The 19,499-nt window shown below is 41.7% G+C and carries 20 protein-coding genes; 17 read left to right on the top strand and 3 right to left on the bottom strand.

The genetic code is table 11. The features are described 5' to 3' along the window. Nucleotides 1–308: 308 nt before the first annotated feature. The 11 genes from C406_RS0114650 to C406_RS0114700 all read left to right on the top strand — a co-directional run bounded on the left by C406_RS0114650 (nucleotide 309) and on the right by C406_RS0114700 (nucleotide 12,856). Nucleotides 309–3,983 carry a nitrate reductase subunit alpha gene (locus C406_RS0114650; RefSeq protein ID WP_017381402.1) on the top strand — a complete coding sequence of 1,225 codons (3,675 nt, stop codon included), beginning with the start codon at nucleotides 309–311 and terminating at the stop codon, nucleotides 3,981–3,983. Next, nucleotides 3,973–5,562 carry a nitrate reductase subunit beta gene (narH, locus tag C406_RS0114655; protein ID WP_017381403.1) on the top strand — a complete coding sequence of 530 codons (1,590 nt, stop codon included), beginning with the start codon at nucleotides 3,973–3,975 and terminating at the stop codon, nucleotides 5,560–5,562. The genes C406_RS0114650 and narH overlap by 11 nt, the downstream gene beginning before the upstream one ends. Beyond that, on the top strand, nucleotides 5,555–6,127 hold the full coding sequence (gene narJ, locus C406_RS0114660) for a nitrate reductase molybdenum cofactor assembly chaperone (protein ID WP_017381404.1): 573 nt from the start codon (nucleotides 5,555–5,557) through the stop codon (nucleotides 6,125–6,127). Before narH ends, narJ begins: the two co-directional genes overlap by 8 nt. Next, nucleotides 6,120–6,800, top strand: a complete 681-nt coding sequence (narI, locus tag C406_RS0114665) for a respiratory nitrate reductase subunit gamma (RefSeq protein WP_017381405.1) — start codon at nucleotides 6,120–6,122, stop codon at nucleotides 6,798–6,800. Before narJ ends, narI begins: the two co-directional genes overlap by 8 nt. Before the next feature lie 48 nt (nucleotides 6,801–6,848). Then, nucleotides 6,849–7,310 (top strand): GAF domain-containing protein, encoded by a 462-nt coding sequence (locus C406_RS0114670; protein WP_017381406.1) that lies wholly within the window; start codon nucleotides 6,849–6,851, stop codon nucleotides 7,308–7,310. Then, entirely contained in the window at nucleotides 7,310–8,374 is a 1,065-nt protein-coding gene (locus tag C406_RS0114675; RefSeq protein WP_017381407.1) for an ATP-binding protein, read from the top strand. The genes C406_RS0114670 and C406_RS0114675 overlap by 1 nt, the downstream gene beginning before the upstream one ends. A 7-nt stretch (nucleotides 8,375–8,381) precedes the next feature. Beyond that, nucleotides 8,382–9,029, top strand: coding sequence for a response regulator transcription factor (locus C406_RS0114680; protein WP_036654805.1), 648 nt, complete (start codon nucleotides 8,382–8,384; stop codon nucleotides 9,027–9,029). A gap of 24 nt (nucleotides 9,030–9,053) precedes the next feature. Continuing rightward, nucleotides 9,054–9,581, top strand: a complete 528-nt coding sequence (locus C406_RS0114685; RefSeq protein ID WP_017381409.1) for a hemerythrin domain-containing protein — start codon at nucleotides 9,054–9,056, stop codon at nucleotides 9,579–9,581. 169 nt (nucleotides 9,582–9,750) lie between these two features. Further along, nucleotides 9,751–11,280 (top strand): nitrate/nitrite transporter, encoded by a 1,530-nt coding sequence (locus tag C406_RS19655; protein ID WP_017381410.1) that lies wholly within the window; start codon nucleotides 9,751–9,753, stop codon nucleotides 11,278–11,280. 19 nt (nucleotides 11,281–11,299) lie between these two features. Next, nucleotides 11,300–12,319 carry a ThiF family adenylyltransferase gene (locus C406_RS0114695; RefSeq protein ID WP_017381411.1) on the top strand — a complete coding sequence of 340 codons (1,020 nt, stop codon included), beginning with the start codon at nucleotides 11,300–11,302 and terminating at the stop codon, nucleotides 12,317–12,319. A 21-nt stretch (nucleotides 12,320–12,340) separates the two neighbouring features. Then, nucleotides 12,341–12,856, top strand: a complete 516-nt coding sequence (locus C406_RS0114700; RefSeq protein ID WP_017381412.1) for a MogA/MoaB family molybdenum cofactor biosynthesis protein — start codon at nucleotides 12,341–12,343, stop codon at nucleotides 12,854–12,856. Here the strand turns inward: C406_RS0114700 and moaC are convergent. Further along, the gene (moaC, locus tag C406_RS0114705) at nucleotides 12,841–13,329 is read right to left on the bottom strand and encodes a cyclic pyranopterin monophosphate synthase MoaC (protein ID WP_017381413.1); all 489 of its coding nucleotides are present in this window, start codon (nucleotides 13,327–13,329) and stop codon (nucleotides 12,841–12,843) included. The two genes, C406_RS0114700 and moaC, sit on opposite strands and share 16 nt — an antisense overlap. Before the next feature lie 64 nt (nucleotides 13,330–13,393). On the opposite strand from moaC, the gene C406_RS0114710 reads away from it, so the two are divergent. From C406_RS0114710 to moaA, 6 genes are read left to right on the top strand one after another with little or no spacing between them, the layout of a single operon-like run. After that, on the top strand, nucleotides 13,394–14,638 hold the full coding sequence (locus C406_RS0114710) for a molybdopterin molybdotransferase MoeA (protein ID WP_017381414.1): 1,245 nt from the start codon (nucleotides 13,394–13,396) through the stop codon (nucleotides 14,636–14,638). Next, nucleotides 14,626–15,147 (top strand): molybdopterin-guanine dinucleotide biosynthesis protein B, encoded by a 522-nt coding sequence (gene mobB / locus C406_RS0114715; protein WP_017381415.1) that lies wholly within the window; start codon nucleotides 14,626–14,628, stop codon nucleotides 15,145–15,147. The genes C406_RS0114710 and mobB overlap by 13 nt, the downstream gene beginning before the upstream one ends. After that, nucleotides 15,134–15,574 carry a molybdenum cofactor biosynthesis protein MoaE gene (locus C406_RS0114720; RefSeq protein WP_017381416.1) on the top strand — a complete coding sequence of 147 codons (441 nt, stop codon included), beginning with the start codon at nucleotides 15,134–15,136 and terminating at the stop codon, nucleotides 15,572–15,574. Before mobB ends, C406_RS0114720 begins: the two co-directional genes overlap by 14 nt. Further along, the gene (locus C406_RS0114725) at nucleotides 15,571–15,804 is read left to right on the top strand and encodes a MoaD/ThiS family protein (protein WP_017381417.1); all 234 of its coding nucleotides are present in this window, start codon (nucleotides 15,571–15,573) and stop codon (nucleotides 15,802–15,804) included. The genes C406_RS0114720 and C406_RS0114725 overlap by 4 nt, the downstream gene beginning before the upstream one ends. Further along, a complete protein-coding gene (locus C406_RS0114730; RefSeq protein WP_017381418.1) occupies nucleotides 15,804–16,361 on the top strand; it encodes a molybdenum cofactor guanylyltransferase in 558 nt (185 codons plus the stop codon). Before C406_RS0114725 ends, C406_RS0114730 begins: the two co-directional genes overlap by 1 nt. A gap of 21 nt (nucleotides 16,362–16,382) precedes the next feature. Then, a complete protein-coding gene (gene moaA, locus C406_RS0114735; protein ID WP_017381419.1) occupies nucleotides 16,383–17,399 on the top strand; it encodes a GTP 3',8-cyclase MoaA in 1,017 nt (338 codons plus the stop codon). Between the two features lie 115 nt (nucleotides 17,400–17,514). On the opposite strand, the gene ptsP is transcribed toward moaA, so the two are convergent. Further along, the gene (gene ptsP / locus C406_RS0114740) at nucleotides 17,515–19,233 is read right to left on the bottom strand and encodes a phosphoenolpyruvate--protein phosphotransferase (protein ID WP_017381420.1); all 1,719 of its coding nucleotides are present in this window, start codon (nucleotides 19,231–19,233) and stop codon (nucleotides 17,515–17,517) included. Beyond that, nucleotides 19,233–19,496: a phosphocarrier protein HPr gene (locus C406_RS0114745; RefSeq protein WP_192812620.1), complete on the bottom strand. Its 264-nt coding sequence runs from the start codon at nucleotides 19,494–19,496 to the stop codon at nucleotides 19,233–19,235. The genes ptsP and C406_RS0114745 overlap by 1 nt, the downstream gene beginning before the upstream one ends. Between the last annotated feature and the right edge of the window lie 3 nt (nucleotides 19,497–19,499).

Raw genomic sequence — 19,499 nt, forward strand, 5'->3', positions numbered from 1 at the left:
CCATGCCCGCGGAAAGCGTCCGACTGTAACGAAAATCACTAAATCTTATTAACAGGGCAATTAAAAAGAAAAACCACCTAAACTCGATAAATCTAGTTTAGGTGGTTTTGATAATCAAAGTGTACTTTTTCAGTGGCCTCTAAAAAAGGGAGGCTATTTTTGTTTTATTTAGGAACAAGGGAATTTCAGTAGTTCAATAGGACATTCCCTAATGGGAACTAGATTGAGTGGCTTTCATAATGAATCTATACGAATGATATAAGTTATTACCCTTAATGTCTTTCATTTGAAAAGGAGTGATAGTAAAGATGAAGAAAAAATTTGGACTCAATTTTTTTAAACCGATAGAAAGCTATTCAGGCAACTGGTCAATCCTTGAAGAGAAAAGTAGAGATTGGGAGAATATGTACCGCCAGCGTTGGTCACATGACAAAGTCGTCCGCACGACTCACGGCGTAAACTGTACAGGTTCATGCAGTTGGAAAGTGTTTGTGAAAAACGGAATCATTACTTGGGAAAACCAACAGATTGATTACCCGTCATGTGGACCGGATATGCCAGAATTCGAACCGCGTGGATGTCCACGGGGTGCAACATTTTCTTGGTACGAATACAGTCCTTTACGTGTGAAATACCCATACATGCGTGGGAAATTATGGCGCTTATGGAAAGCGGCTCTGAAATCTAACCCAAATCCCGTAGAAGCTTGGGCAAGTATTGTAGAAGACCCAGAAAAAGCTCAATTTTACAAGTCAGCTCGCGGAAAAGGTGGACACGTCCGTGTTGACTGGGAAGACGCATTACAACTTATTGCCGCTCAATTGATTTACACAATTCAAAAATTCGGACCAGATCGCATTGCAGGTTTTACACCTATTCCAGCAATGTCAATGGTCAGCTACGCTTCAGGGGCTCGCTTTATCTCACTTTTGGGAGGACAAATGCTGAGTTTTTATGACTGGTATGCTGATCTTCCACCTGCTTCTCCACAAATTTGGGGAGAGCAAACGGACGTTCCTGAGTCTTCAGATTGGTACAATGCTGGATATTTAATTATGTGGGGATCGAATGTGCCGATGACGCGTACACCAGATGCACATTTCATGACCGAAGTTCGTTATAAAGGAACTAAAGTCGTTTCAGTAGCACCGGATTTTGCGGAAAATGTGAAATTTGCTGATAACTGGCTGGCTCCGCACCCTGGAACTGATGCCGCATTAGCACAAGCTATGACTCATGTAATCTTAGATGAATTTTATAAGGATCGCCAAGAGCCAATGTTCATCAATTATGCAAAACAATATACTGATATGCCGTTCATGATTCTGCTCGACCCACATGAAGATACGTTAAAAGGCGGTCGTTTCCTTCGTGCGAGTGATCTAGGTGACACTTCTCAACATGCAGAATGGAAGCCAGTCATTTTCGATGAAGTAGCAGATGAAATGATGATTCCTAATGGCACTATGGGGCAGCGTTGGGAAGAAGATAAGAAATGGAACTTGATTCTTGAACGTGAAGACGGGACACAAGTTAAACCAGCACTCAGCGTAGAAGGACATGGTGAAGAATGGGTAGAAATCGTCTTCCCATATTTCGATAATGCAGGAAACGGGATATTTAAACGAATTATTCCTGTGAAGAAAATAACACTTGCTGATGGTACTGAACGAATTGTAGCTACAGTTTATGACCTTATGATGAGCCAATATGGGATTGCTAGAATCGACAGCCCGTATAATGCGAAGGATTATTATGATGAAAACTCGCATTACACTCCCGCTTGGCAAGAAAAAGTGACGAGCGTAAAAGCATCAATCGTTGTTCAGATAGCGCGTGAATTTGCTCAGAATGCCATTGATACAGGCGGACGTTCAATGATTATCATGGGGGCTGGAATTAACCATTGGTTTAATAGTGACACTATTTATCGATCAATTTTAAACTTGGTTATGCTGACTGCGTCACAAGGTGTTAATGGTGGGGGCTGGGCACATTACGTTGGACAGGAAAAATGCCGTCCAATTGAGGGATGGTCGACAATCGCTTTCGCAAAAGACTGGCAAGGTCCGCCACGTCTGCAAAATGCCACGTCGTTCTTTTACTTTGCGACTGAACAATGGAGATATGAGGAAAGTGGGGTTGATTCGCTGAAATCACCACTTGGAGGTGATGTTCGCTATCAGCATCCTGCTGATTATAATGTACTGGCGGCGCGTCTCGGTTGGTTACCTTCCTATCCTCAGTTCGATAAAAATAGCTTATTGTTTGCTGAAGAAGCTGCGAAGCAAGGCAAACATTCAAATGAAGAAATTATCAAGCATACAGTTGAACAAGTTAAATCACGTAAAGCTAAATTTTCTGTCGAAGACCCTGGTGCACCTGAAAACTTCCCGCGTACACTCTTTATTTGGCGCTCGAATCTCATTTCAAGTTCAGCAAAAGGCCAAGAGTATTTCATGAAGCACTTACTCGGGGCATCTGACGGGCTTCTTGCGACACCAAATGTGGAAGAGAAACCGGAAGAAATCGTTTGGCGTGAGGATGTTGAAGGGAAGCTCGATCTCATGGTTGCCATTGATTTCCGTATGACATCTACACCCATCTATGCGGATATCGTCTTACCAGCTGCAACTTGGTATGAAAAAACTGACTTGTCTTCAACAGACATGCATCCATTTGTTCATCCGTTCAATCCAGCGGTGAATCCATTATGGGAATCTCGCTCTGATTGGGACATTTATAAAAAACTGGCAGAAAAATTCTCGGAAATGTCGAAAACCCATCTTCCAGGTGTTTACAAAGATTTAGTCACTACACCGCTCGCGCATGATACCGTGAGTGAAATCTCTCAGCCTATGGGACTGGTAAAAGACTGGACAAAAGGGGAAATTGAAGCCATCCCAGGTAAAACAATGCCGAACTTCAGCATTGTAGAACGCGACTATACACAAATTTATGACAAGTATATTACGCTTGGACCAAATTTGGCTACCGGGAAAACCGGTGCACACGGTGTTAGCTTCTCAGTAGCAGAAGAATATGAAGAACTTAAAAAGATTAACGGTACTTTCTATGATGAAACCATCAAAAACGGCTTACCAAAAATTCAGACAGCACGTCAAGTAGCGGATGCTATTTTGAATTTATCGTCTGCGACAAACGGTCGAGTATCTCAAAAAGCATATGCATCAGCTGAAAAAGATACAGGTGTTGAACTAAAAGATATTTCTGCAGACCGAGCAGCAGAGAAAATCACCTTTGAAAGCATCACAGTACAGCCGCGTGAAGTCATTCCAACACCGGTATTTAGCGGTTCAAACAAGTTAGGTCGTCGCTACTCACCTTTTACAACAAATATTGAACGTCTCGTTCCGTTCCGGACATTAACTGGAAGACAGCATTTCTATATTGATCATGAAATCTTCCTACAGTTCGGAGAAGCATTACCTATTTATAAACCTACATTACCACCAATGGTTTTTGGTCCGAATGATAAGAAAGTGAAGGGCGGAATGGACTCACTAGTGTTGCGCTACTTAACACCACATGGCAAGTGGAACATTCACTCTACTTACCAAGATAATCAGCATATGTTGACATTGTTCCGTGGTGGTCCAACTGTTTGGCTCAACAACGAAGATGCGGACGCACATAATATCAATGATAATGATTGGTTGGAAGTATATAACCGCAACGGTGTTGTCACAGCGCGTGCTGTTGTAAGTCATCGCATGCCACGAGGCACCATGTTCATGTACCATGCTCAAGACAAACACATTAACGTACCAGGGTCAGAGATTACTGATACACGAGGAGGCAGTCATAACGCCCCTACCCGTATCCATCTTAAACCGACACAAATGGTTGGAGGCTATGCCCAGCTAAGTTACGGATTCAATTACTATGGACCTATTGGGAACCAGCGTGATGAATACGTAGCCGTACGGAAAATGAAGGAGGTTAACTGGCTTGAAAATTAAAGCGCAAATTGCAATGGTCATGAATTTGGATAAATGCATCGGTTGCCATACTTGTAGCGTAACGTGTAAAACCACTTGGACGAATCGTAAGGGTGCAGAATACATGTGGTTCAACAACGTAGAGACCAAACCTGGTATTGGCTACCCAAAACGATGGGAAGATCAAGAGCTTTACAAAGGTGGATGGCAACTTCGTAAAGGAAAACTTGAACTTAAATCAGGTAATAAATTGTCCAAAGTGGCACTTGGGAAAATTTTCTACAACCCAGATATGCCTGAAATGAAAGATTACTATGAACCATGGACATACAATTACGAACATTTAACGAATGCAGGGGAGCTAGATCATTCACCTGTTGCGCGAGCTCATTCCGTCATAACCGGCAAAAAAATGGACCTCGAATGGGGTCCAAACTGGGAAGATGATTTAGCCGGAGCACATATAACGGGTCCGCTTGATCCAAACATTCAAAAAATCGAAGAAGAAATCAAATTCAACTTTGAGCAGTCATTCATGATCTATCTACCAAGGCTTTGTGAACATTGTCTCAATCCGAGCTGTGTAGCATCATGTCCTTCAGGGGCAATGTATAAACGAGACGAAGATGGAATCGTGCTCGTTGATCAGGAAGCTTGTAGGGGATGGCGCTATTGTATGACGGGTTGTCCTTACAAAAAAGTCTACTTCAACTGGCAGACAAATAAAGCTGAAAAATGCACATTCTGCTTTCCACGCGTAGAAGCGGGATTACCAACGGTTTGCTCTGAAACATGTACTGGACGTATCCGTTATCTCGGTGTTCTTTTATACGATGCGGACCGCGTCCTAGAAGCAGCTTCTACCCCAAATGAAAAGGATCTTTACAAAGCGCAATGTGACATATTCATAAACCCAAATGACCCTGAAATGATTACGCAAGCAAAGAAAGATGGCATTTCGGAAGATTGGATCGAAGCCGCACAAAACTCGCCAGTATATAAACTTGCGATTGAGCATCAATTGGCATTTCCGCTCCATCCTGAGTACCGTACGTTGCCGATGGTGTGGTATGTACCGCCTCTAAGCCCAATTATGAACTATTTTGAAGGGAAAGATTCAATCAAAAACCCTGATATGATTTTCCCGGCGATTGAAGAAATGCGCACACCTATCCAGTACCTTGCAAACATGCTGACGGCTGGGGACACAGAAACTGTCAAGAAATCTCTTCAACGGATGGCGATGATGCGGTCTTATATGCGTGCATTATCTTCAGGTAAAGAATTTGATAATAGCCGTTTGGAGCGTATCGGTATGACAGCCCATCAGACAGAACAAATGTACCGTCTACTTGCCATTGCTAAATACAATGATCGGTTCGTCATTCCTACATCACATAAAGAAGGACAAAATAATCCTTACCGTGCACAAGGATCAGAAGGCTATGAAAGTGGAGGAATGGGAGGAGATACAGGAGGATCATGTGATGGCTGTGGGCCAGCGAGTCCGAGCCCGAGTCAAAGCCTAACTGGAACAGCTATGAAAACAGGCAAAGAAATATATGAAGAGAATTTCTACGGAGGTATTTGGCGTGATTAATCTAGAAAAATTATATGATTATAAGCATTCATTCGGTTTTTTTGCCCATCAGCTTTCTTACCCTAAAAAGTTAGACTTTCACCCGTCACTTGTTGAAGATATTTTTGATTCAACCCATCCAGCTTATGTACACGTGAAAATGTATTTTTCTTTAATGCAAAACCCAAATCTGGATGATATCAAAGAACTGTATACTGAAACCTTTGATTTCCAAAAAGATTGTACATTGTTCATGACATACTTCAAATTTGAAGACGCTAAAGAACGTGGTCAAATGCTTGCTAAATTAAAAGTCATGTATGAGATGTTCGGTCTGGAAATGCCGGAGGAGGAGTTATCGGATTTCCTTCCACTTATGTGTGAGTTTCTGTACGCGGCAGAATGGATTGGAGATTCGCGAGCACCTGAAAGTTTTGGGATGTTGATTGCTGTTCTTGAGGATGGAACCTATCACTTATTGAATTCACTTAAAAAACAAGAAAGTCCTTACTTTCATCTCGTGAAGGGACTGCGGGAAACATTTAAAGTTTGTATAGAACAGGGGGCTCCAGCCCAACATGGTTAATCAATTCTTATGGGTTATATTCCCTTACACTTGTATGGCTATATTTATTTTCGGTCATATTTATAGATACCGGACAGACCAGTTTCACTGGACAGCAAAATCAAGTGAATTTATTGAAAAGAAACAATTGATGATTGGCAGTATTCTCTTTCATCTGGGTATTATCCCAGTTATTTTGGGCCATGTTTCAGGACTTGGGATCCCGAAATCATGGATGCATGCAGTCGGCGTAAATGATCATCTTTATCACATCGGTGCCATTTATGTTGGCGGATTTTTCGGTTTTATGACCCTTCTAGGAATGATCATCCTGACATTTAGACGTTTTACGATACGAAGCGTCCGGATGTTAAGCTCAGCTTCCGATCTAGTTGTTAATTCCTTACTTCTATTTATCGTCGTTATGGGAATGTACGCTACACTTGTAACAAATGTTGTACAACCTGAATTCGATTATCGCTCTTCGATTTCGGTTTGGTTCCGTGATTTGTTCTTTCTACGTCCAGATCCTGCGTTAATGTCTGGGGTGCCAATGTCATTTAAAATTCATGTACTTGCTGGTTTTGCTATTTTTGCACTTTGGCCGTTTACACGACTCGTACATGTCTGGAGCGTTCCATTGATTTATGTCGGTAGAAGTTATATCCTATACAGGAAACATAAAACAAACTAAATTGGAAAGAGGTATTTGCCTCTTTTCTTTTTAATAGGAGACATTAATATGACAAATAAAGCGGACTATCAAACAGAAATTGAACGTATCCGCTTAGCAACTGGTTGCGATATTATAGCATTAGCGCTAGTTGAAACCGCGGAAAATCAATATGAACTAAAATGGAAGTATGCATCAGGGAATCTTAATAATCGCTTTAAACAAATTGTACTTCAATCAGGGCGAGGAGTTGCAGGTCTTGTCTTCAAGACTGGCAAACCACTTCTGATGTCGTCAATTTCCGATTTTTTGGAAAAAGATAATTTGTTCAATTATCCGATTTTGACACTAGAAAAACTGAAAAGTATCGGAGCTTTACCGCTATGGCATGACGGTCGTGTAGCGGGTGTGCTTCTTGGAGGATTCCGTGAAGATCTCCGGATGACGGACGATTTATTGCAGTGCATGCTTGAAATGTCAGTGAAGGGAATTGGGAAACTGGATGGAAGGAAGGAATTGATGCTAAATTGATGTCCTCAAAGAATGGTCAGTTGAATTCCTTGATGATGAAAATGTTTGAAAATAGCACAGAAGCCATTTTCTTTTTTGATCCGGAAGGAACTGCTATTGCAATAAATCCCGCAGCAGAAAAAATTATCGATCCTGAAGTGCTGACACAACTCTTGCAAGGAGCCAAACGAGCACTCTGTCAGTCTTGCAGAGGTTACACGAGCGACACCAATCTTCATACTTGCCTTAACTGTTATCTAAGCAGTTCTCAGCCTGATGATTTTTCTTCTTTCCAAGTATATTTGGAGACGAGAGATGCAGGGGTTATACCTTACACGGCCACTTTTCATACGATTGATGCAGAAAACGACGTTCGTGTGTTTATGCTCAGAAACATGACAAAGCAATTTAAGACACAAGAAAGACTATCTCAAAACACTATGATGAAGCACGTAATAGAAGCTCAGGAAAATGAGCGAAAAAGAATTTCTCGCGAATTGCATGATGGCGTAGCTCAAGAGTTGCTAAGTGCTTTAGTCGACATTCGTGTAATGAAATACATGACTTCTAAAGAAGAAATACTAAAAAAAATAAAACAAACCGAAGCGACAATGACAAGGCTTCTAGATGATATTCGGAATTTGTCGGTGGAACTTCGCCCAGCTGCGCTTGATGATTTGGGATTAAAAGCAGCATTTCGCTCTCATTTTAAGCGAATTCAACAGAGTTACGGCTTAATTGTAGATTTTAAATCTGACATCTCAAAAAAGCGGTATGGAAGTGAAATTGAGACGGTCATTTATAGAGTCTGCCAGGAAGCAATGCTAAACGCTATTAAATATGCTCAAGTGGACGTAGTAAAAGTGTTTCTTTTTGAAAAAGGGAATACACTTCATTTGATTGTGCAAGACGAAGGAATTGGTTTTAATCTTTTAGATAAACCTATAGGAACAGGGCTAGGCCTATTTGGTATGCGTGAACGTTCAGAAATTATGAATGGAGATTTTGAAGTGTCATCGGGTATCGGCAAAGGAACAACGGTGCGTTTGTACGTGCCTGTGGGAGATTTGCGGAAGGAAGGATGAACTAATGATAAATATTGTCATAGCTGATGATCACGCGATTGTACGTAGTGGATTTTCGATGATTCTAAACTTTCAAGAAGACATGGAAGTGATTGCCTTAGCCTCAGATGGCATTGAAGCATATCGGATGGTAGCAAAACACCAACCCGACATATTAATTTTAGACCTTAGTATGCCGCCAGGGGAAAGTGGGTTAATTGCCACCGGCAAGATTAAAGAAGATTTCCCTAATACGAAAATTCTAATTCTGACGATGCACGATGATGAGGAGTATTTGTTTTACGTGTTGAAAAACGGGGCTTCAGGATATATGCTGAAAAATGCGCCAGATGAGGAATTAATACTTGCAATCCGAACGATTCATACTGGGGGTACTTACATACACCCCAAAATGGCGACATCCCTCGTACGTGAATTCGTCAACAAGGATAAGAAGATTAAGCAGTCGGATCCATTTGAATTGCTGTCCAAGCGTGAAATTGAAGTTTTGCCATTGATTGCTAAAGGCTATGGAAACAAGGAGATTGCTCAATTACTTTTTATTTCTGTTAAAACGGTCGAAGCTCATAAAGCGAAAATTATGGGAAAACTGAACCTCAAGAGCCGGCCGGAATTGGTTGAATACGCAATGAAGAAAAAATTGTTGAATTTTTAAATGATAACAGGGAGGGATTTCCCCATGGCTGAACAAGCATTACTGCGGTTTACAGAGCCTGGTATGCGGCTCCTCGAAAACGAGCATAAGTATTTGTCGTACCTAATGGAAGAATGGCATGCTATTGTCTTAGAGTTCGAGAATGATGGAATGAGTCTTGAAGTTGGCCGTGAAAAATTGAAACAACTTCGTCAACTTTTATTTCAATTCGTCGAACCGTTAAAGAACCATACGGATAAAGAAGAAGAGCATTTCTTTCCTGCCTTGGGTACCTATATCGGTTTTGAACAAGGACCACTCGTTGGAATACAAGAAGAACACCAAGAAATCGACGGCTACATCGGACATTTCTTCCACCATACTCGAGGCAATATCGATTTGTTTTCACTTGAGGATATCAGAACAGTGGCGGGAAATGCAGGTGAAGCATTTGAGGTACTAACTGTCCATTTTGTGAAAGAAGAAACGGTATTATTCCCAATGGCAGAAAAGCTTATGAAAGCGGTAGATCAAGATGAATTATTTGTAAAAATGAATACGCTTATCACATAAGATAATTCCAACTGCTTCCTTGTGAAGTGGTTTTTTTTTATTTTAAGGGATTCCCTTTTCAACGTGAGGGGACTCCCTTATTAAAAAGAATAGTTTCACAAGATACAATAAAGACATGGAATCGATATTAATTACTTGTAATGAAAAACACGTGAAAAAGGTGAGTTGGATGATTAAGAAGGTACAGTTGACGCTTCAGACGTTGAACTTAGTTGTAGGATTTATGGTGTGGGTTATCATTTCCTCGCTTATGCCATTTATAAGTGAAGACATCGCTATTCCACCGGAAAGATTGGCACTCTTGACAGCAATTCCGGTCGTACTTGGATCGATTTTACGAATTCCGCTCGGCTATTATGCAAATATATTTGGTGCACGTGTTATTTTTCTAATCAGTTTTATTCTCCTTTTGTTCCCGGTCTTTTACATAAGTGAGGCTTCATCAGTAATGGATCTAATTATTGGTGGTTTGTTCCTTGGAATTGGTGGAGCTGTGTTCTCTGTCGGGGTAACCTCACTGCCGAAATATTATCCTAAAGAAAAGCATGGTCTTGTCAATGGGATCTATGGAGTAGGTAATATTGGTACAGCCATTACGACTTTTTCTGCGCCACTAGTCGCAACTCAAATAGGCTGGTCAGCAACAGTAAAGTTATATTTAATCCTCTTGCTCGTGTTCGTTGCCTTAAATTTCTTTTTTGGCGACCGACATGAAACAAAAGTCAAAACACCAATTTTTGAACAGATTAAAGGCGTCTATAAAAATGAAAAACTATGGTTTTTCTCACTATTTTATTTCATTACCTTCGGCTCGTTTGTCGCATTTACAATTTATCTACCAAGCTTCCTTGTGACGAGTTTCGGATTGGAGAAAGTGGATGCAGGTATGAGAACAGCGGGTTTCATTGCAGTTGCCACATTCCTTCGTCCAGTCGGTGGTTGGCTTGGGGATAAACTACAGCCGTTATTACTGTTAATGGGGACATTTTTCGTTTACACCATTGCAGCAATTGTTCTAGCATTCTCTCCATCTATCGGTCTATATACTGTCGCCACTTTGGCAATTGCGGTCAGCGCAGGAATTGGAAATGGGGTCATCTTTAAGCTGGTACCATTCTATTTCAACAAACAGGCCGGAATCGTCAATGGAATTGTTTCAATGATGGGTGGACTCGGAGGTTTCTTTCCACCGCTTGTGTTATCGGCAATCTACTCTATCACCGGTCAATATTCAATTGGTTTTATGCTACTTTCTCAAGTAGCTTTGGCAAGTCTAGTACTCGTTGTATGGATGTATTATCAGGACCGTCTTACACTTGCTTCCGATGTCTTTAATTCTACCGGTCAAGGAATTCTAGTGACAGATGTTAGTGGAATAATCAAGAAGGTTAATCCGGCTTTTACGAAACTAACTGGCTTTGACGAAGAAGATGTCATTGGTAAGAACCCTAACTTGATGAAGTCAGAAAGACAATCTCCTGACTTTTATTATGGCATGTGGAAAGATATTGAAAAGCATGGCATGTGGCAGGGAGAAATTTGGAATAAGAAGAAGAGTGGCGAAGAGTACCTACAATGGCTAAACATAAGTGCAGTAAAGGATGATACCGGTAAAAATGTCCGTTATGTCGGCACATTCACTGACATCACTTCTGAATTGGAAAAGAAGGGCGGATATGAGAAAGTGCTCTTAAGTTAATTGAAAGGAGTGACTTTCAGTGGATGAACGTTATTCAAGACAAACTTTATTTAAACCAATAGGAACTCAAGGGCAGATAAATATTGAGAAAACTGTGGTTACTGTAATTGGTTGTGGTGCACTCGGCTCTTCCATCGTTGAAACATTAGTCCGTGCTGGAGTTGGTGAGATTCACCTGGTCGACCGTGATTACGTAGAGCTGTCGAATTTACAACGACAGCAGCTGTTCACGGAAGAAGACGCTGCGCAGATGTTACCAAAAGTGACTGCTGCAGAAAAACGCCTGAAAGATATACGTGAAGACGTCCGGTTATACACTTATCTTGACAATCTAGATGCACAACTCATCGAAAAGCTTGCATCTGCTAGCACGCTCATTATGGATGCAACTGATAACTTTGAAACACGGCTGTTAATCAATGATGCAGCCGTGAAACATAGAGTACCCTGGATTTACGGCGCGTGCGTAGGGAGCTCAGGTGTTATCTTTCCTTTCGTACCAGCTGAATCGGCTTGCTTTCGTTGCTTAATTCCTGTCCTACCCGCTATCAATGAAACGTGTGACACAACAGGTATTATTTCGCCTGCTGTACAGATCACGGCTGCCTTGCAATGCGCGGAGGCAATGAAGTGGTTGAGCGGAAACAGGGAAGCTATGCGTAAAAAAGTGCATCACTTTAACTTATGGGAAAATACACAGTTGGATATCGGCATTTCCCGCATTCAAAATGAGCACTGTGAAACATGTGGTATTCAGCCGACATTCCCGTCACTGCATTTGTCAAAAAGTCCGTCCTATGCTGTTCTGTGCGGACGAGATGCGGTACAAGTACTGCCTGATCCACAACGTCCTATTACCTTAGATGACGCAGAAACAATTGGCAGACACATGCAAGTTCCTGTGAAGCGTACACCTTATTTTGTCGAGTTATATATATTCGATCACCGTATGGTACTGTTCGGCAATGGTCGTCTTCTCATCCATGGTATTAGAAATGTTTCGGAAGGTCGGAAGCTGTATCATCAGTTGTTCGGTTAAATACGAGAGGAAGGTACCTAAATGTCGCAATCATTTCAATTAGATAGACAGATTCGAATTGCTGTTTTAACGGTTAGTGATACAAGGACGAAGCACACCGACCAAAGTGGAGCACTTGTGCATCAACTCGCTCTAGATCACGAACTAGAAGTAGTGGCATATGAAGTGAGGAAAGACGACTCTGAAAGTATTGGAGAAATTTTATCAGTGTGGCTTAAGAATGAAAGTGTGGATGCCATTATTACGACGGGTGGAACCGGGATTGCTAAGCGCGATGTTACGCTTGAGGCTATTCAGCCATTCTTTGAAAAAGAGATGTCTGGACTTGGAGAGTTGTTCCGTTATTTAAGCTTTACGGAAGATGTCGGATCAAAAGCACTTCTTAGCCGCGCAGTAGCAGGAGTTGCATCGAATAAAGCCATATTTGTCCTACCTGGTTCCCGCGGGGCAGTGAAGCTTGCAATGGAGAGACTCATTTTACCGGAAATCCGGCATATTGTATTTGAGCTAACGAAGCATCGTCAGCTTCGAATGTAATCTCCAGATTTTCCGCCTGTTTTTTCAAGTAACATAGTAGGACCAATCACCATTTCTTTACCAGAGGCTTTGCACATATCGTAAATTGTGAGGGCGGCAGCGGAGGCGGCAGTGAGGGCTTCCATTTCTACGCCAGTAGGTCCTTTCGTTTTTACAACCGCGTACAAAATCACTTCGTAATGTGACGTTTCTTCATCGACATTCCATTCAAATTTAATATCGACCCCGCTAAGTGCTAGCGGATGACACATCGGAATAATTTGAGCCGTATTTTTGGCAGACATGATGCCAGCAACTTGTGCAACAGCAAAGACGTCTCCTTTTTTATTGCTCCCTTCTTTAATCTGGTGGTAAATAGCTTCGTTTAATAGAATTGATGTTTTGGCTCGTGCGGTTCGGACCGTGTCATGTTTTTCAGACACATCTACCATTTTTGCACGACCTTGTTCGTTAAAATGAGTGAGTTCAGACAAGTGAATCATCCTTTCCGGATTGAATAATTTCAGTATATCATGATTGACTAAGGAGTTGATGACGATGATGGAACAGCGTAAACCCATATCTGTAGCAGATGCGATTGAACGTGTAATCCAGTGTGCGCAACTGCTAGGAGAAGAAACCGTGGGTCTTTTTGAAAGCTATGGACGTATTCTTACAGAACCCATTATAGCTGTACATGATGTACCACATTTTGATCGTTCCCCGTATGATGGGTTTGCCATTCGTTCAGTAGATTCTGCTGGGGCTACAGGTGACAACCGTATCGAATTCAGTGTTGTGGATCATATAGGAGCGGGGGTAGTATCAAATAAAACCCTAACCAAAAATGAAGCAGTTCGAATCATGACTGGAGCACCGCTTCCATCTGGTGCAGATGCAATTGTCATGTTTGAGCAGACCATAGAATCGGGTGATTCCTTTACCATTCGGAAGCCATTTGATGCACTTGAAAATGTATCGTTACAAGGCGAGGATTTGAAGGAAGGCGAAGAAATTATTGAAGTCGGAAGTTTGATTCATCCCGGAACTGTGGCACTACTTGCTACGTTTGGTTATGACAAGGTCCGAGTGGCAAAACAACCAGTTATCGGAATCCTATCAACTGGGACAGAGCTACTGGATGTTAGCGAACAACTTGCACCAGGCAAAATACGTAATAGTAACGGGCCGATGATTGCAGCACAACTAGCACGAATGGGCATCTGTTTCAAAATGTATGGGTTGTCTGCAGATAATCTTGAATCAAGCTTAGAAATTGTGAAAAGAGCCGCGAAAGAAACAGATTGCTTGATCACAACAGGCGGTGTTTCAGTGGGGGATTTTGACTTTCTGCCAGCCATTTATGAACGTTTGGGAGCGGAAGTACTATTTAATAAAGTGGCAATGCGTCCAGGAAGTGTGACGACAGTAGCAGTGGCAAACGGGCGATATCTATTCGGACTTTCTGGCAATCCTTCCGCCTGTTTTACCGGATTCGAATTGTTCGTACGACCTGCTCTACTGAAAATGATGGGTGCCGAAAAAATATACTTACCACAAACAACAGCAGTTCTTGCGGAGGATTTCACAAAAGCAAATCCGTTCAGCCGGTTTATCCGGGCTGTATATGATGGAGCTTCAATACGACCTGCAGGATTTAATAAGTCCAACGCTGTATCTTCCATCGCTAGAGGCAATGCTCTCATTGTCCTCCCAGGAGGTTCAAGAGGCTTCACTGTAGGCGACAAAGTAGACGTGCTACTTCTTGGTGTAGAGGAAGGAACAGTGAAATGGTTACTGTAAAAGTGTTACAAGTGGTCGGTTTTAAGAACAGTGGAAAAACAACGTTAATCACAGGCTTTCTTGACTTAGCGAAGAACAATGGAAAAACGATTTCTACCATTAAACATCATGGCCACGGAGGTGCACTTGAATTACCTCCTGTAGAAACGGACAGCATGCAATTTTTTAATCATGGCGCACAAAGTTCCCTTGCATATGGCGATGGCGTTGTACAGATACATATGCAAAACAACACAGGTAATCTTGATGAGCTTATCGAATTGTCGTGCCAAACAAAACCGGACATCGTACTCATCGAAGGCTTTAAAAAAGCTGTGTTTAAAAAAATTGTGCTTGTTCGATCACAACAAGATTGGGAAACATTGCGGGAACTCGACAACATTGTTCTGGTCATCGTTCATGAAGGCGTGGAACTTAAAGGAATTAATACCTTAGATCGAAGTCGTTTGGATGATATATACAAGTGGTTTGCTAAATGGATGGCAGGTGAAACAAATGAAAGCATTTGAAGTGGTAACCGAACCAATTAATCCCCAACTTTACGCTGATTACGTACTGCGACCGGAAGCTGGCGCAGTAACACTATTCACTGGTCATGTCCGTGAATGGACGAAAGGTGTTCGGACAATGTACCTTTCGTACGAGGCATATGTACCAATGGCTGAGAAAAAGCTAGCAGAAATAGGGAGAGAAATCGAAGTCAAGTGGGAAGGGACAAGGGTCGCGATTGCTCATCGAATCGGGGAGTTACAGATTAGTGACATTGCTGTTGTAATCGCGGTTTCTTCTCCTCACCGTAAAACTGCTTATGAAGCAAATGAATACGCTATCGAACGCATTAAGGAAATTGTTCCAATATGGAAAAAGGAAATTTGGGAAGACGGCGAAGAATGGATAGGTGACCAGAAGAAAAAGCCTAAGGAGGAAGTCGTATGATTGAATTGCATTATTTTGCTGGAATTCGAGTACTGACAGGAATTCCAAAAGAGAGCGTCAATTTCACCAATCAAACGGTAGAGGACTTGTGGAAATGGGCCGATGAAAAATACCCGGGTATCCGGAATAGCTCTGCGCGAATTGCGGTAAACGAAGAATATGCACTGCCTTCAGACGTCATCGAAAGTGGCGACACGGTTGCATTTATTCCACCAGTAAGTGGCGGCTAATGGAGACAATCGGAATCTTGCTCGCCGGGGGAATGTCACGACGCTTTGGTTCGCCAAAAGCTTTTGCCTGTATAAATGACAAGTTCTTTTACGAGCATGTGCGTCGTGCACTAGACGCTGTCTGTGATCACGTTGTCGTCGTTACAAGGGAAGAACTGGTTCCCCTTTTTTCCGAGGAATTAGATGTGATTATCGATCTTCCATCAATTTCAGGACTCGGTCCACTCGCAGGTATTTATACAGCAATGACAGAGCGTCCAGCTGATCAATATCTCGTGTTGCCGTGTGATATGCCGTTTATCGGTCAAAAAGAAACTGCGGAACTTATCCAATTGGCTGAAGGGACACATGATGTGACCGCTGTAAGAACTAGCGAAGAATACATTCCGTTGTTCAGCATTTGGAATCATCGTGTGAAAAAGGACTTGAAGCGAGAAGTCATAAATAAACAACTAAGTGTGATGAAGTTTTTAGATAAAGTAGAGACTAAATGGGTGCATTCAGAGCTAATTCATTACGATAAAACTATTTTCAGAAACATTAACACAACTGATTAATAGGAAGGGAGGGTGATGAACATGGCTGACAATCCGCTACAAGACCAGCTTAGAAGACCCATTCGTGATTTGCGAATTTCTGTAACGGACAAGTGCAATTTCCGTTGTTCGTATTGTATGCCGAAAGAGGTTTTCGGCGATGATTATGTATTTTTGCCAAAACAAGATTTGCTGTCATTTGAGGAGATTCATCGGCTGACAAAGCTGTTTGTTTCACTGGGAGTCAAGAAAATCCGGTTAACCGGTGGAGAACCACTCATGCGACGCGGTCTTCCAGAACTTGTGAAGAAAATCTTATCAGTTGATGGGGTCGAGGATATTGGGCTGACAACGAATGGTCTATTGCTTGGCCAACAAGCTCAGCCTCTATATAATGCCGGCTTACGGAGACTGAACATCAGCTTGGATGCCCTCAATCCGGAGCTGTTCGGCAAACTAAACGGACGTGGAGTCAGACCATCGCATATTTTAAAACAGATTGATCACGCAATAGAGGTAGGGTTTGAAATCAAAGTGAACATGGTCGTCCAAAAAGGTGTCAACGATAGTGAAATTCTACCGATGGCTGCTCACTTTAAAGAACGAGGGATTACGCTTCGATTCATCGAATTCATGGATGTTGGCAACGATAATGGTTGGAGTTTTAAAAAAGTCGTTACTAAAAAGGAAATTCACGAACGTCTTCTGTCTGTTTACGACCTGGAACCGGTAGACAAGGATTATTTCGGAGAAGTTGCCAAGCGTTACCGCTACAAAGATAGCCATGCACAGGTTGGTTTTATCACTTCGGTATCGGAATCTTTCTGTTCATCGTGCACTAGAGCACGGTTGTCGTCAGATGGCAAGTTCTATACATGCTTGTTTGCGACTGAGGGCTTTGACCTCAGAAAACTGCTTCGAAGCGACTTAGACGATGAAGAGTTGTTAGATGCAATTAGCAGCGTATGGGTGCAACGTACTGACCGCTACTCAGATGAGCGCACTGAACAAACCTCAAGAAGTCGCAAGAAAATTGGCATGTCCTATATTGGTGGGTAATTGTTAGTGTTTTGAGAAAGCAATTACTGGATTCTTGTATCACTCAGAAATAAGAACCAAATATAAAAGGCATGTAGATTCAAAATTGAATCTACATGCCTTTTTGTCAGTTACATTATTTTGTTGTTAAGGCTCTAACATACGACTCGACTTCATCTGAGGTAGATAAAGAAAGAATAGCATCAGTATGACTTTCCATTTCCTCTTTAGATAGTTTTTTAATTTGCGAACGGGCTTTCAAGATAGATGACGCGCTCATTGAAAACTCATCTAGTCCGAGTCCTAGAAGGATAGGGATAGCTATTTCATCTCCTGCCATTTCACCACACATACCTGTCCATTTACCTTCCTTGTGCGAAGCGTCAATGACGTTTTTCACGAGGCGAAGGATAGCAGGGTTAAACGGTTGGTAAAGGTAGGAAACACGTTCATTCATACGATCAGCAGCCATTGTATACTGAATCAAATCGTTCGTTCCTATAGAGAAGAAGTCTACTTCTTTAGCAAAAACATCTGCCATGACTGCTGTAGATGGAATTTCAACCATAATTCCGACTTCGATTGTGTTACTAACTTCAATATTTTCTTCTTCAAGTTTAGCTTTTTCTTCAAGGAAAAGCGTTTTTGCTTGTCTGAATTCTTCAAGTGTTGCAATCATCGGGAACATAATCTTCAAATTCCCATGAACACTAGCGCGCAGCAATGCACGAAGTTGCGTTCTGAACATATCTTCCATTTCTAAACAAAGACGAATAGCTCGTAAACCTAAAAATGGATTCAGTTCTTTCGGTAATTGTAAATAGGAAAGTTCTTTGTCGCCACCAATATCAAGTGTACGAACAACTGTAGGTTTGCCATCCATTTGTTTAAGAACGGATGAATAAGCCTCAAATTGCTCCTCTTCAGTAGGGAACTGATTGCGTCCCATATAAAGAAATTCAGTACGGTATAAACCGATTGCTTCACCACCGTGTTCAAGAACACCCACGACATCTTTAGGCGTACCAATATTGGCACCTAGTTCCACATGATGACCGTCAGAAGTTATAGTAGCTTCGTTTTTCAGCGTTGCCCATTCGGATTTTTGTAATTCGTAGCTAGCTTTTTTGTCCTTATAACGAGCAATTGTCTCCGTATCTGGATTGACGATGATGTCGCCGTCTAGTCCGTCAACAATCACAATCATGTCATTTTGAATAGTGGACATAACTGTTTTTGCTCCAACAACAGCAGGGATTTCAAGTGTCCGTGCTAGGATGGCAGAATGCGATGTGCGTCCACCGATATCTGTTATGAAGCCTTTTACAAATTGAGGATTCAACTGAACAGTATCTGAAGGAGTCAAATCTTCTGCAATGATAATTACTTCATCTTTAATCATGCTAGGACTTTGAATGGAAACACCTAATAGATTAGCTAATACACGTTTAGTAACGTCACGGATGTCCGCAGCACGTTCCTTCATATACTCATTGTCCATCGATTCAAATAATCCGATGAACATATTAGCAGTCTCCTGTAAGGCGAACTCTGCATTCACATTTTCTGACTTGATTTTTTCGGTGATGGGTCCAAGTAATTCTGGATCACTTAACACAAGAAGATGAGCACTGAAAATCGCGGCTTCTTCATCATTCATTTGTTGAGCCGTATGCGCTTTAATTGTTTCAAGTTCTGATTTCGATTGAGCCATAGCTGATTCAAAGCGAGCCAGCTCCGCATTAATATTTGAAATAGATGATTTTTTAACAATCAATTCCGGATTTTCAAGTCTGAAAGCTTTAGCAATGGCAATTCCATTTGACGCTGCAATTCCGGATAATTTTTGATTCATTAGTTCCCAAGTCCTTGTGTTTCCATAATCTCTGATACTTTCGCCATTGCTTGTTCTTCATCTTCTCCGTTAGCCGCTATGTTAATGCTTGCACCAGATGAAACGCCAAGAGACATGACACCTAATATTGATTTTAAATTAACTTTTTTATCATTCCACTCAAGTGTAATATCCGATTTAAATGGAGCAAGAGCCCCTACTAAAACTGCTGCTGGACGAGCATGAATACCTTCTGCTGATGTGATGTTATATCGTTTTTCAATCAT

The organism is Paenisporosarcina sp. TG-14 (assembly GCF_000297555.1).
In the GTDB taxonomy this organism is placed as follows: domain Bacteria; phylum Bacillota; class Bacilli; order Bacillales_A; family Planococcaceae; genus Paenisporosarcina; species Paenisporosarcina antarctica.